Annotated in this window: 10 protein-coding genes; 8 read left to right on the forward strand and 2 right to left on the reverse strand. The window is 77.0% G+C overall.

Annotated elements, in window-relative coordinates:
* Positions 1–367 precede the first annotated feature (367 nt).
* The 4 genes from C0216_RS18020 (at position 368) to C0216_RS18035 (ending at position 2,819) form a co-directional block, all read left to right on the forward strand.
* Complete coding sequence (locus tag C0216_RS18020) at positions 368–697, forward strand: hypothetical protein (protein WP_162793257.1); 330 nt, start codon at positions 368–370, stop codon at positions 695–697.
* Between the two features lie 19 nt (positions 698–716).
* Entirely contained in the window at positions 717–1,685 is a 969-nt protein-coding gene (locus C0216_RS18025) for a hypothetical protein (RefSeq protein ID WP_216827097.1), read from the forward strand.
* A 436-nt stretch (positions 1,686–2,121) separates the two neighbouring features.
* Positions 2,122–2,388 carry a hypothetical protein gene (locus tag C0216_RS18030; protein WP_174250419.1) on the forward strand — a complete coding sequence of 89 codons (267 nt, stop codon included), beginning with the start codon at positions 2,122–2,124 and terminating at the stop codon, positions 2,386–2,388.
* Between the two features lie 116 nt (positions 2,389–2,504).
* A complete protein-coding gene (locus tag C0216_RS18035) occupies positions 2,505–2,819 on the forward strand; it encodes a hypothetical protein (protein ID WP_114056280.1) in 315 nt (104 codons plus the stop codon).
* Positions 2,820–2,856: 37 nt separating this feature from the next.
* Here the strand turns inward: C0216_RS18035 and C0216_RS18040 are convergent, their stop codons facing one another.
* Together C0216_RS18040 and C0216_RS18045 are read right to left on the reverse strand one after the other, a co-directional pair.
* On the reverse strand, positions 2,857–3,819 hold the full coding sequence (locus C0216_RS18040; protein WP_114056281.1) for an endonuclease/exonuclease/phosphatase family protein: 963 nt from the start codon (positions 3,817–3,819) through the stop codon (positions 2,857–2,859).
* Positions 3,820–3,920: 101 nt separating this feature from the next.
* Complete coding sequence (locus C0216_RS18045; RefSeq protein WP_114056282.1) at positions 3,921–6,011, reverse strand: SpoIIE family protein phosphatase; 2,091 nt, start codon at positions 6,009–6,011, stop codon at positions 3,921–3,923.
* 320 nt (positions 6,012–6,331) lie between these two features.
* Here C0216_RS18045 and C0216_RS18050 point away from each other — a divergent pair, with 320 nt between their 5' ends.
* The 4 genes from C0216_RS18050 to C0216_RS18065 all read left to right on the forward strand — a co-directional run bounded on the left by C0216_RS18050 (position 6,332) and on the right by C0216_RS18065 (position 13,176).
* Positions 6,332–6,697, forward strand: coding sequence for a hypothetical protein (locus C0216_RS18050; protein ID WP_114056283.1), 366 nt, complete (start codon positions 6,332–6,334; stop codon positions 6,695–6,697).
* 164 nt (positions 6,698–6,861) lie between these two features.
* Entirely contained in the window at positions 6,862–10,776 is a 3,915-nt protein-coding gene (locus C0216_RS18055) for a helix-turn-helix domain-containing protein (protein WP_114056284.1), read from the forward strand.
* A 182-nt stretch (positions 10,777–10,958) separates the two neighbouring features.
* Entirely contained in the window at positions 10,959–11,804 is an 846-nt protein-coding gene (locus tag C0216_RS18060) for a C40 family peptidase (protein ID WP_114056285.1), read from the forward strand.
* Positions 11,805–11,928: 124 nt separating this feature from the next.
* Positions 11,929–13,176, forward strand: coding sequence for a serine hydrolase domain-containing protein (locus tag C0216_RS18065; RefSeq protein WP_246042603.1), 1,248 nt, complete (start codon positions 11,929–11,931; stop codon positions 13,174–13,176).
* Positions 13,177–13,214 lie beyond the last annotated feature (38 nt).

Genomic DNA, 13,214 nt, shown 5'->3' on the forward strand with positions numbered 1-13,214 from the left:
CCCCTCACCCCCGACCCCTCCGGCGAACGCTGCGGCCTGCGCAGGAAGGCGCCGACGGCCCTCATGCAGGCAAGGGGCGCGCGCCGGCCGCCGCGCGCCGCGCGGGGTGGCGCATGCGCATCCTCGGTTGTTCCCGCCCCTTCGCACCATGGGCCACACGCGTCACTCGCGTGTCCCGGGGGGCGCGCCCGCGCCCGGCGCGGTATCGGCCGAACGTGCAGCACAGACGGGGTGCGGGGCACCTGGCCGACCACCCCCCGACCCGTGCAGAACCGATAAGAAGACACGGGTCAACGCCCGCTGACACCGGCCGCCCTCACCTGGATGGAGCACAACCCAGTCCGGCGGCCCGCGCGTTGGGTGGACTATGACAACAGCACAGCACCCCGCCATGTACCCGCGGAGCGTCGACAGCGACGGCGGCGACGTGCGAACCGGCACCACGAGGGCGGGCTCGTGGACGTACGTTCCGACCCCGGCCTACGGGGACCCCGATGCGGGCCCGCTCCTGCGGCGCGGCGCCGACGAGGTGGTCCTCCACTACGCGGCCCCCGCGCTGGAGGCCCTCCTGGACACGCTCCGCAGCGTCGAGATCGCGTGCACGCGGAGGTGGCAGGCCATGGCGCGGCCTGCCGTGCCGGCCACGGCGTTCGACGTGTCCGTCCGCGAGTACCCCGGGCAGAGCCACCGTGTTTGAACCGTACGGTCTCCACGACATGACCGCCGCCCCCCACCCGCACCCGGACACGCTGCTGTTCTGGCCCGGCCAGCACCAGGAGCGGCACGACCACCACGAGCGCCATGACCGGCACGACCGGCACACCCTCCTCGGCACGCCGACGGCCGAGGGGGGCGTGCCGTGGGACGCGGCGGAGGAGCTGGCCTACCAACTCCACGAAGCCGCGGGCGCCATACCGGCCGAGCCACTCGACCGGATCGTCTTCGACGAACCGGCCGACCCGGTCGGCCCCGCCGTCGCCGGCCTGGGCACAGGCGTAGGCGTCGGTACGGGGACGGGCGCGGGCATGGGGGCGGGCATGGCCCCCTCGGCCGCCGACAAGTGGCCGCACCCGCCGGCCCACGCCGGCCACCGCCGGACGACGTCCGGGGCTTCGACCGTGACACTGCTCCGCACGGGCAGCCTGCTCACCTCCGTGCTGGTCGCGGTCATCGCCGCCGTCGTCAGCCTGTTCAGCGGCATGGCCATCTGCGACGCGCTGCGCCACAGCGCCGGGCCGCGGACCGCGCACGACGTGGTGAGCTGGTGGCCCCTGTTGATCTACGGGCCCTGGATGGTCGCCTCCCTGTCGATCCTCCGGGCCGCCCTGCACCAGCGACGCGCCATCCACTCCTGGTCGATCGTCCTGCTGTTCTCCACCCTCGCCACCCTGCTGTGCCTGGCCCAGGCGCCCAGAACCCTCGCCGGGCAGGCGGCGGCGACCCTTCCGCCGATTGCCGCACTGGCCTGCTTCCAGCAGCTCGTCCGCCAGATCACGCTCACGCGACCGCCCCGCCAGCCCTCGCCGCGGCACCGCAACAGCCGCAGCACGCGCGCGCCGGCCCCGATCCCGCCGCAGGCGGCCGTGCGGAGCCAGGCGGCCGCGGGCCTGCCGGACTTCGCGCTGGCCGACCGCGGCGGCAGCCTGCCGCCCTCCCCAGGGCGCAGATTCCGCTACGGGTCCTGACCGCGCGGCGGCACCCTGCTCCCGCGGCGCATGCCGCACCCCCGCACACCTCCCCCGCGCGACGCGCTCCACGCGCCGGCACACGTACCGACACGGCCGGGCGCGGCGCGGCCGGTAACCGGTGGCGACTCCTCGGCACCTCACTCCTTCCCGGACCGTCGAGGCCCGTGATCACGCACTTGTCCGGGAAACGAAGATCGAAAGCGATAGGTCACGGGTTGCCCGCGGTGTCAGTCCTTCGGGTCCACCCCACTGACCAGCCGCGAGGGGCAGCGCAGGGCTCCGGCCTGCTGCCCCCGCGCGGCCCGGCGTCGGCCACCGCCGACGCTCCCGCGAAACGCCCCGCACCGGTCCGCCCCCTCGGCGGGCCGGGCGTGCGCCGGGCGCCGCCGAGCCCTGCGCGCACACCATCCCTGCGAAACGAAAGGACACCACCATGGCCTACGAACTCACGCGCGCCGAGCGCATCCAGTACCGGCAGCGCCAGGACGAGGCGTTCCAGGCCGGCGAGGCGGCCGCCGCGAACCTCCGGGCCGCCCTGGCACTCGCCGGCCTCGTCCTCCCCTCCCTGGGCAACGACGGGCCGGTGGGCTGCCGGGGCATCGTCCGGCTCGGCGGTTGCAGTACGGCCGTCGCCGACAGGCTCGCCGAGGTCATCGCCGCCGGCGCCCGTGCCCGTGCCGGGCACGACGTGCAGCCCTGAGCGCTGCCGCGGCCCCTCCCTCCCCTCCGGCTCCGGCGCGCCCGCGCCGCGGCCGGCTCCTTCCGCCACGGCGACGCCGCCGTGGTCCGCCCCTCCCCCACGTTCGGAGTATGCGCATGGACGCATGGCAGTCCCTCAAACGCCCGAAGGCACCGCGGGCCGCACTCGACCCCTACCGCTTCCCCGGCCTGCGCGGCCTCACCGCCGACACGGAACCGGAAGCCCTGGAGCCCGAGGACCCGCTCCCCCCGGCCGCCCGGTCCTCCGACTCGCTCACGTCCTGCGACCGGCGGCGCCTGGACCTGCACGCGTGCCTCACCGTGGCGGGCGTCCCCCCGGCCGCCGAGGACCTGCACGCCATCACCGTGCTGTCGGCGGCAGACGACGCCACGTACACGGCCGTCCGGCGGTGGATCACGCACATGCGGTGAGCCGGAGCAGCCGCTGGACCCGCCCCGCCGGCCGGCGTCAGAACCGGATGTCGGCGGCGACGGGCAGGTGGTCGCTCCCCGTCGGCGGCAGGGTCCGGATCCGGGTGACCTCGGCCCCGCGGGCCAGGACGTGGTCGATACGCGCCGCCGGCAGCGCCGCCGGCCAGCTGAACGCGAAGTCCGGGGCCGGCCGCCCCGTCCGCCGTACGACGGGCGCGAGCCCCCGGTCGTCGACGGTGGCGTTCAGGTCGCCGAGCAGCACCACCCGGTCCAGCGGCTCGGCGGCCAGAGCCCGCCCCAGCAGGACGGCGCTCTCGTCGCGCCGGGCGGCGTCGAACCCGCGGAGCGGGCCGAGCCGTACCGACGGCAGGTGCGCCACGTAGACCGCGATGTCGCCGTGCGGGGTGCGGGCGGTCGCCCGCAGGCCGCGGTTCCACCCCTCCCCGACTCCGGCGGGCCGGATGTCCACCGGCCGCGGATCCGCGAGCGGGTGGCGCGACCACAGGGCGACGGTGCCGGCGGCCGCATGGTGCGGGTACTCCGCGCCCAGGGCCGCGGCGAAGACGGGGGCGGCCGCGGGCGTCAGCTCCTCCACGGCGATCAGGTCGGCGCCGGTGCGGGCCAGGGCCCGGGCCGTGCCCGCCCGGTCGGTATTGTCGTCGGCGATGTTGTGCTGGACGGCCCGCAGGTCGGCGGGCTGTCCGGTGCGCGGCAGCAGGAACGCGCCGAACGCGGCCGTCCAGGCGAGCGCCGGCAGCGCGGCCGCGCACAGCGCGGTCCGCGACCGGCGCAGCACCGCCCACCCCGCCAGCGGCGGCACGGCCAGGCCGAGCCACGGCAGGAACGCCTCGACGAGGCTCCCCGGACGCCCCGGCAGGTCCGGCAGGAGCCCCGGACGGACCAGCAGCACGCCCGCCGCCGCGGCGAGGAGGGCCGCACCCCGGCCCCGGCGCCACGACCAGCGTCCTCCCGCGCTCCGCCACGCTCCCGCTCGCCCCATCCCCGCCCGCCTCTCCCCCGTACGGCGGACGCCCCCGGCAGGCGGTCCGGCCGCGCGTAGGACGCGTACGGCGGCGCCCGCGGTTCCCGACCGGCCGCAGGTCAGGCCGGCTGCGGGGGCTCCTGTACCCCGGGGGCGCGGCGGACGCGGGCCAGGACGAGGACGGTGTCGTCGGTCGGCGCCGCGGGCAGCAGCTCGGCGAGGATCCGGTCGGCCGCCTCCTCCAGGGAGAAGACCGGGCCGGCGAGCAGGGCGCGCAGGGCGCCGATTCCGGTGTCGATGTCCTGGCCGCGGGCCTCCACGAGGCCGTCGGTGTACAGGGCGACCACGGCCCCCTCGGGCAGGTGCGCCCACGTCGAGCGGTAGGGGACGCCGCCGACCCCGAGGGGCACCCCGAGCCCTTCGCCGACGGTCCGCACTGTGCCGTCGGGGCTGCGTACGAGGGGCGGCGGATGTCCGGCGTTGGCGATGCGGGCGCCGCCGGTGCGGGCGTCGTAGACCAGGTAGAGGCAGGTCGCCCAGTCGATGCCGGACTCCTCGGCGCAGGCGTCCAGCTCGGCGAGGAGGTCGGCCGGCTCGGCGGTGTGCCGGGCCAGGGTCTTCGCCGTGATCCGCAGCCGGCCCATGTTCGCGGCGGCGGGCACCCCGTGGCCCATCACGTCGCCGACGACGAGGGCGACGCGGTCGCCGGGAAGGGCCACCGCGTCGTACCAGTCGCCGCCGACCTGGGTGAGCCGGCTGCCGGGCAGGTAGCGGTGGGCGATGTCGACGTGCGGCCCGGCGGCCGGGGCGTTGGGCAGCAGCGCGTGCTGGAGGGTGAGCGCGATGTCGTGGATCCTGCCGTACAGGCGGGCGTTGTCCAGGCACAGGGCGGCCCGGGAGGCGAGTTCCGCGGCGAGGCTGAGGTCTTCGTCGGCGAACGCGGGCCGGGCAGCGGACCGGCCGAACAGGGCGATGCCCTGGACGGTGCCGCGGGCGATCAGCGGCGCCACGAGGATGCAGTCGAAGCCGCTCTCCAGGAGCAGGCGGGCGCGCCCGGGGTGGGCGACGGTGCGGCTGACGAACTCCTCGTTCACCGGGACGGCGAGGGGGCGGCCGGTGCTGACCATCTGGTGGATGCTGGAGCCAGGCGGGTAGGTCACGCGGTCCGCGCCCTTGACGAGCTCCTCGGCGGGCGCCGGCAGGACGGTCCCGGAGGCGATCCGGCGGGTGATCAGCGGCCGCTCGGGGTCGAAGTCCTCGTCCTCGTCCATCCATTCGACGCGTTCGACGACGCAGCCGTCGCAGAAGTCGGGCACGGCCGCCTCGACGAGTTCGCGGGCGGTGGTGTCCAGGTCGAGGGTGGTGCCCATGCGGGCGGCGGCCCGGTCGAGGAGGGCCAGCCGCTGCCGGGCGGCGGTGGCCTCCAGGATGGCCTGCTCGCGGTCGGTGACGTCGAGGAGGAGGCCGCCGACCCCGCGCCGGGTGTCGCCCGCTCCGCTGAGCGGGAAGAAGCTGACCGAGCGGACCTGGTCGCGGTCGGGTCGGCCGGGGGTGCGCAGGCCGAGCAGGGCGCCGACGACGGAGCGGCGGCCGCGGGCCACGTCGCGCAGGGTGCGCTGGAGCTCCCCGCCGTCCGAGGTGATCATGATGTCGGCGGCGTGGCGCCCGAGGTGGTCGGCGAGGGGGATGCCGTCCATGTCGGCGAGGGCCTGGTTGAGGTGGACGTAGCGCAGGTCCTCGTCGAGCATGACGAGGCCGATGGGGCAGGTCTCGAAGAGGGCGTCGAGGAAGAGGAGGTTGGTCTTCACGCGGTCGAGCTCCTCGCCGCGCGCGGCCAGCCCGAGCACGACGGTGCCGCCGCCGGCGCCGGCCATCGGGAACACCCGGAAGCCGCAGTCGAAGATGCCGCCGTCGCGGTGCCGGGCGGGCATGCGGACCCGCCAGTAGCCGAGGGAGCGGGCGCGCTCCACGAGCCGGGCGGCCGCGTCGGGGGCGTCCGGGGGCGGGTCGGGGAAGAGGAGGGCGGCGGGCCGGGAGAGGACGTCGGCGGCGGCGTGGCCGAACAGCTGCTCGGCTCCGGGTCCCCAGTGGGCGATCCCGCCCGCGTCGTCGAGGGCGAAGACGGCCACGGCGACCTGCTCCAGCAGGGGCCCCGGCTCGGACAGGAGCGGACCGGGGCCGCTTCCGCCTCCCGGCCGTTCCTGTGGCATCGGGCGGCCCCCTTCCACGCAGGCGGCTCTCGGGGCCCGCGCCCGGCACGGGCCACTGCCTCAATTCTGCGCGCGGTCGCGCCACAGGACATCACGGATCGGCTCCGAAGCCGCCCCGGGCGGTCCGGGTCCCGGTCCGGGCGCCGGTCCGGGTGCCGCCGCACGGGTGGGCCGGGGTTGCCTCCCGGACGGCGTCCCCGCAGGCCGGGAGGGGTTTCCCGGGCCGGCGGCGGACGGGAGACAGGAAACGCGTCGACCTCCGGAGGCGCGGCGGACAGGCTGGATCCGTCAGCACGGAACGCAACCCCCAGGGGGAACCGATGCGCAAGATGATCCGCGGCGCCGCCGCACTCGCCACCGCCGCCGCGGCCGTCGTCGCACTCGGCGGGGCGGCCCAGGCCAAGCCCGCCGGCGACTGGGCGGGCTGCCCGTCCGGAGCGGTCTGCATCTACCCGCAGGACCAGAACCCGGCGGTGAAGCCGACCCACGTCTTCTACAGCTACGGGGCACACAAGATCTACAACCAGTACGGCAACCACTGGGTGCTGAACAACCAGACCGGCGGCGCCACCGCCGCCCTGTGCACCGGCGGAAGCGGCACGGGCTGCGGCGGCCGCATCGCCGCGCAGACCGGCGTCTACGCCAACCTGACGCCCGTCAACTCCGTCGCCCTGTACCGGCCGTAGTTCTGGGCCGGTTGTTCGGAACGCCTCCCGGGGCCGCCCTTCGGCGGGCCCGGGAGGCCTTCCGCATGCGCCTTTTCCCGCCACGCCGGTCACAGCGCGTACACGGCCGTGTTGACTCCGCTGTAGCCTTGGGCTGCCATCTCACGACCTCGGCGCACACTGCCATGGGGGATGCCGTGGGCGACCCGGAGAGCGGGCGGAACACGACACACCGGTACGGTTCTTCCGAAGCCGCCGACACCGCGCAGGGCGCGCCGGCCGCCGAGGCGGAACCGGCCGCGGACGCAGCCGGGGCCGCGGTGCGCTCCTTTCCCGCACAGTTGCGCAGGCTGCGCGTGGAGCGCGGCCTGTCGCTGGCGGGGCTCGCCCGCCAGACCCATTACAGCAAGGGCTACCTGAGCAAGATCGAGACCGGGGCGAAGCGCGTCACCCTCGACGTCGCGCTGCGCTGCGACCGGGTGCTGGAGGCCGACGGGGCGCTGGTGCGGCTGGCCCGCGAGGCGGACGCGGACGCCTCCCGGGCGGCCGCCGCGCAGGCCCCGCCCGCGGCGCCGTCGGCGCCCTGGCAGGCGGAGGGCGAGTGCCCCTACCGGGGCCTGGCGGCCTTCACCCCGCACGACGCCGACTGGTTCTTCGGCCGGGAGCGGGCGACCGCGGCGCTGGTGGAGCGGGTCTTCGAGCGCATCGGGAGCGGCCCGCTGCTGCTCGTCGGCCGGTCCGGGGCGGGGAAGTCCTCCCTGCTGAACGCCGGTCTGGTGCCGGCGCTGCGGCGCGGGGGCGGTTTCCCGATGGCAGGCGCCGAGTCCTGGCCCGTGATCCGGCTGACCCCGACGGCGCATCCGCTGCAGGAGCTGCTGGACTGCACCGCGAAGGCCCTCGACGGCGATCCGGGGGTGGGCGTACGGGAGTTGCGGCAGCGGCCCGAGCGGCTCCTGGAGGCGGTGCACCGGCTCTCCGGGGGCGCCGGCGGGGCCGGGGCCGGCCCTGCGGAAGGCGCGGCCCCGGGCCGGCGGCACGGGCTGCGGCCGGTTCTGCTCGTCGACCAGTTCGAGGAACTTTTCACCCTCTGCTGCGACGAGGAGGAGCGGCGGGCGTTCGTCCGGGTCCTGTGCGCCGTGTCCGCGGCGCGGCGGGCCGACCGGGCCGGCCTGGACCCGGCGGTGGTGGTCCTCGGAATCCGCGCCGACTTCACCGCCGGCTGCCTGGACCTGCCGGAGCTCGCGGCCGCGCTGGCGGACGGGCTGTTCGTCCTGCCGGCGATGACCGTGGCCGAGCTGCGGGAGTCCGTCACGCGGCCGGCCGCGCGGGCCGGCCTCACCCTCGAACCGGGCCTGGTGCCGCTGCTGCTCCGCGACGCCGGGGTGCGGGGGGCGGCGGCCGGGCCGGCGGCCGCCTCGGGCCTCGCGGCGCCGGCCGGTGCGCTGCCGCTCGTCTCCCACGCGCTGATGGCGACCTGGCAGCGTCGCGAGGGCGCCACCCTGACCGTCGCCGGGTACGAGCACAGCGGCGGCATCCAGGGCGCGGTCGCGCAGACCGCCGAGAGCGTCTTCGCCCGGCTGTACCCGGCCGAGCAGCGGGTGCTGCGGCGGATGCTGCTCGGCCTGGTCCACGTCGGCGACGGGGCCGCGGCGACCCGCCGCCGGATGCGGCGGGCCGTGCTGCTGGAGCAGTCCGCCGACCCGGGCGCGGCCGGGCGTGCCCTCGACGCCTTCGTCCGGGCTCGGCTGGTCACCGCGGACAGCGAGACCGTGGAGATCGCGCACGAGGCGCTGCTGCACGCCTGGCCGCGGCTGCGCGGCTGGATCCACGCCGACCGCGACGGGCTGCTGGTGCACCGGCGGCTCGCCCGTGCCGCCGAGGAGTGGGAGCGCGAGGGCCGCGATCCCTCCGTCCTCTACCACGGCACCCGCCTGGACACCGCCCGGACCTGGGCCGACGAGGTGGGCGGCCGGGCCCGGCTCACCCCGCTGGAGGCGGAGTTCCTGCGGGCGGGTGCCGCCGCCGAGGAGGCCCGGCGCGCCCACGACCGGCGCCAGGTCCGGCTCCGGCAGCGGATGCTCGGCCTCCTCGTCGTCCTGCTGGTGCTGGCGCTGACCGCGGGCGGGCTGGCCTACCGGCAGCGGGAGGCCGCCCTCGGCCAGGAGCGGCAGGCGCGGTCGCAGGCGCTCGCCGCGCAGTCCGCCGCGCTGGCGGCGGGGCGGCCCGAGGAGTCGCTGCGGCTCGCGCAGGAGGCGTACCGGACGGCCGCCACCCCGGAGGCGCGCGGGGCGCTGCTGAGCACGCAGTCCCAGCCCTTCCTCGCCCGGCTGGGCGGCCACAGCGGGCCCGTGAACGCGGTGGCCTTCGCGCCGGGCAGCGGGCTGCTGGCGAGCGCCGGGTCCGACGGGAGGGTGCTGCTGCGCCGGGTGGCCGACCGGAGGACGACGGCCGTGCTGACGATGCCGGGCAGGGTCCGGCACATCGCCTTCAGCCCCGACGGGAGCCGGCTCGCCGCCACGTCCACCGAGGGCCCCGTACGCCTGTGGGACGCCTCGGGCGGCGGCGGTCCGGCCGTGCTCCCGGCGGACACCGCGGACGCGCGCGCCCTGGCGTTCTCCCCCGACGGGCGCACGCTCGCCGCCGCGATGCCGGACGGCCGGGTGCTGCTGCGGGACCCGGCCGGCGGGACCGGCCCCCCGACGGTCCTCGCCGGGCACACCGGGAAGGTGAACGCGCTGTCGTACGCGCCGGACGGGCGGACCCTCGCCTCGGCCGGCTCGGACCGGACGGTCCGGCTGTGGGACACGGCCGGCGCCCGGAGCCTCGCCGTGCTCGAAGGGCACACCGCGGAGGTGCTGGGGGTGGCGTTCGCGCCGGACGGCCGGAGCCTGGCCAGCGGCGGCGGCGACCGCACCGTCCGGCTGTGGGAGGCGGCGCAGCGCCCCGCGACGGCGACGCTGACCGGCCACAACGACGACGTCAACGGCGTCGCGTACACGCCCGACGGCGGGGCGGTGGTCAGTGCCGGCGGCGACGGGACGACCCGGCTGTGGGACGTCCGCAGCGGCCGGCAGACCGCCGCGCTGTCCGGGCACACCGACTACGTCCTCGCGGCAGCCGTCGACGCGCAGGGCGCGGTGCTGGCGACCGCCTCGTTCGACCAGTCGGTGGTGCTGTGGGACCTGCGCGGGCGGACCCTGACGGCGCGTCCGTTCACCGAGTTCTGGCGGGTGGCGTTCAGCCCGGACGGCGCCCTGCTGGCCGCGGCGTGCGGCGACCACTCGGTGCAGTTGTGGGACGTACGGGGCCGGCGGCCGGTCCGGCGGCTGGAGGGGCACGCGGAAGCCGTGTACGCGGTGGCGTTCTCCCCCGACGGCCGGACGGTGGCCTCGGCGGCCTCCGACGGGACCGTCCGGCTGTGGGACACCGCGGGACGGACCGGGCCGGCGGTCCTGCCGGGGCATACGGGCGCCGTGTTCTCGGTGGCGTTCTCCCCGGACGGGCGGACCCTCGCGTCGGCCGGCTCGGACCGCACGGTCCGTCTGTGGGACGTGCCGGGGAGGGCGCCGCTGGCCACGCTGACGGGCCACACCGACTTCGCGAACGACGTCGCGTTCGGCCCCGACGGCCGCACCCTCGCCAGCGCGGGCGACGATCTGACGGTCCGCCTGTGGGACGTGCCGGGCCGCCGCCCGCTGGCCACGCTCACCGGCCACACCGGCGCGGTGCGGGCGGTCGCGTTCAGCCCCGACGGGCGGTCGCTGGCGAGCACCGGCAACGACGGCACCGTCCGGCTGTGGGACCCGCAGCGGCACGCGGTCGCGGCCGTCCTGGCCGGGCACACCGGTTCCGCCCGCGGCATCGCCTTCTCCCCCGACGGCCGCACCCTGGCCAGCAGCGGCAACGACCGCACGGTCCGGCTGTGGGACGTGGCCGGCCGGCGGCTGCGGGCGGCGCTGTCGGGCCACACGAACGCGGTGTGGGGCGTGGCGTTCAGCCCCGACGGGCGCACCGTCGCAAGCAGCGGCAACGACGGCACGGTCCGGCTGTGGGATCCCGAGCCCGCCGCCCGGCGTGCGGAGCCGCCCGAACGCCCCTGACGGGAGGGGGTTTCCCCAGGGTTTCCCGTTGCCCGTCCGGGTGGGGCGGCGCGGCGGGGTCGACGCGGCGGCCCGCGACCGGCCAGTGTCGGGGTGCGGGCGGCGTCACACCCCGAGAGCGACCCGCCCGCCTCCTGACACGGGCTCACCATGCCCCGCGCCACACGAATCGAGGGATCCGCATGCTTCGCCGGTCCGGCCCCATCGGCACGCTCATCGCTCTCCTGGCCGTCCTGCTGTGGGCGCCCGCGCCCGCCGCGGCAGCCGCCGACGACTCCTGCCGCATCCTCGCACCGGGCGCCTCCGCCGCGGCGGAGCGGGCCGTCGCCGCGGCCTGCGAGCAGGTCGCCGCCGACGTCTGGTACACCTGGGGCGGCGGCCACGGCCCCGAGCCCGGGGCCACGTACGGCCAGGTGGACCCCGACGACCCGGCGAGCGAGCACGATCCGGAACGGCTCGGCTTCGACTGCTCCGGCCTCGTCCGGTACGCGTACGCGCGGGCCACCGGCTCGGACATCCTGAACGGGGTGGCGTCCGCCCAGTACTACACGCACCGCGCGGCCGGGCGCTTCACCGCCGCGCAGGGGCTCGCCCCGCTGGTACCCGGCGACCTGCTCGTGTGGGGGACCCCCCGGCACCTGCACCACATCGCGATCTACCTGGGCGCGGGCAAGATGGCGGAGGCCCGGCAGTCCGGGACCAAGCTGATGGTCAGTGACGTCCGGCTGGGCTCCGGCTACCACGGGGCCATCCGCGTCAACCCCGGTCCCGTCGAGGGGCCCCTCTTCCGGACGTGGGGCACGGGCGTGTGGACGAAGGCCGAGCCGAAGCTGTCCGCGGCCCGCGTGTACGCCTTCCCCGGCCCCACGACGATCCGCGTCGGCTGCCAGAAGCACGCCGAGAAGGTCACCTCGGACGGCTACACCAACGACGTCTGGTCCTACCTGCCGGACTACGACGCCTGGATGACGAACATCTACATCCAGGGGCCCGCATGGCTGGACGGCGTTCCCGCCTGCGGGACCTGACCCGCCGCGCCGTACGGGCCGGCCGCCGGGCGGCCCGTACGATCCCCCTCTCCCCGGCACCGTGCGCCCGCCCGGGCCGCACCGTGCCCTCCCCCCACTCCGTACCGAAGCGCCGAGGAGCCCCGTGCACCTGACCCCCCACGCCCGCCGCCTGACCGCCGGGGCCGCCCTGCTGGCCTTCGCCGCCGGCCTGGCCCCCGCCGCAGCCGCCCACGCCGCGCCGCACTCCCCCGCCGCCGCCGCACCGCCGCAGCAGGCGCCGGCGCACGCCCCCGACGCGGCCGCCCTGGAGCGGGCACTGGCCGCGGCCACCGCGGCCGGGGCGCCCGGGGCGATGGCCCGGTTCACCGGCCCCGGGGGCCGGGTCCTGACCCGGACGACCGGGGTGCGGGACCGGGGAAGCGGTGCGGCGATGGACGTCGGGGCGCGGTTCCGGATCGGCAGCGTCACGAAGACGTTCTCCGCCGTCGTCCTGCTCCAACTGGTCGACGAGGGGCGCCTCGGCCTGGACGACCCGGTGGGCCGCCACCTGCCCGGGCTGCTGCCCGACGACCGGATCACCGTCCGCCACCTGCTGGCCCACCGCAGCGGCCTCGCCGACTACACGGAGGCCATGTTCGCGCGCACCGTGCCCGGTTTCGAGGCCGTACGGAACAAGGTGTTCGAGCCGCGGGAGCTGGTCCGCCTGTCGCTGCGCGAGCCGCGGACCAACGAGCCGGGCGCGGCGTACGCGTACTCGAACACCAACTTCGTGGTCGTCGGCATGCTCATCGAGAAGGCCTCCGGCCGCAGCGTGGGAGAGGAGTACCGGCGCCGCATCATCGGGCCGCTGCGGCTGCGGGACACCGCGTACGTGCACCCGGCCACGGCGATCCGCGGCCGGCATGTGCGCGGCTACCTGCACCCCGACGAGCCGGGCCGGCTGGTGGACTCCACCGAGCAGACGGCGTCCTGGGCTCAGGCGGCCGGGACGATGATCTCGGCTCCGGCCGACCTGAACACCTTCGTCTCGGCGCTGCTCGGCGGCCGGCTGCTGCCGGCGCCGCTGCTGGAGGCGATGCTCGCCGCGACGCCGACGGACGCGGCGGGCACCCGCTTCTACGGGCTGGGGCTGCGCCGCTACGACCTGTCGTGCGGGGTGCCGGTGTACGGGCACACCGGCACCGTGCAGGGCTACTACACGTACGCCTTCGCCACGCGGGACGGCCGGCGGTCGCTGGCGGCCATGGCGAACACCTCGAACCGGGGTCAGGCGAACACGGCCCTGGGCGGCACGCTGGAGGCCGCGTTCTGCGGGGCGAAGGCCGCCGCCCCGCGGTCGGGGCGCGGCTCCTCCGTCCCGGTGGAGGCGGACCTCCCCGAGCGCGGCTGACGCCGGGCCCGGGCTCCCGTACGGCCGGCGCCCCCACG

It is taken from the genome of Streptomyces globosus (assembly GCF_003325375.1).
Lineage (GTDB): Bacteria > Actinomycetota > Actinomycetes > Streptomycetales > Streptomycetaceae > Streptomyces > Streptomyces globosus_A.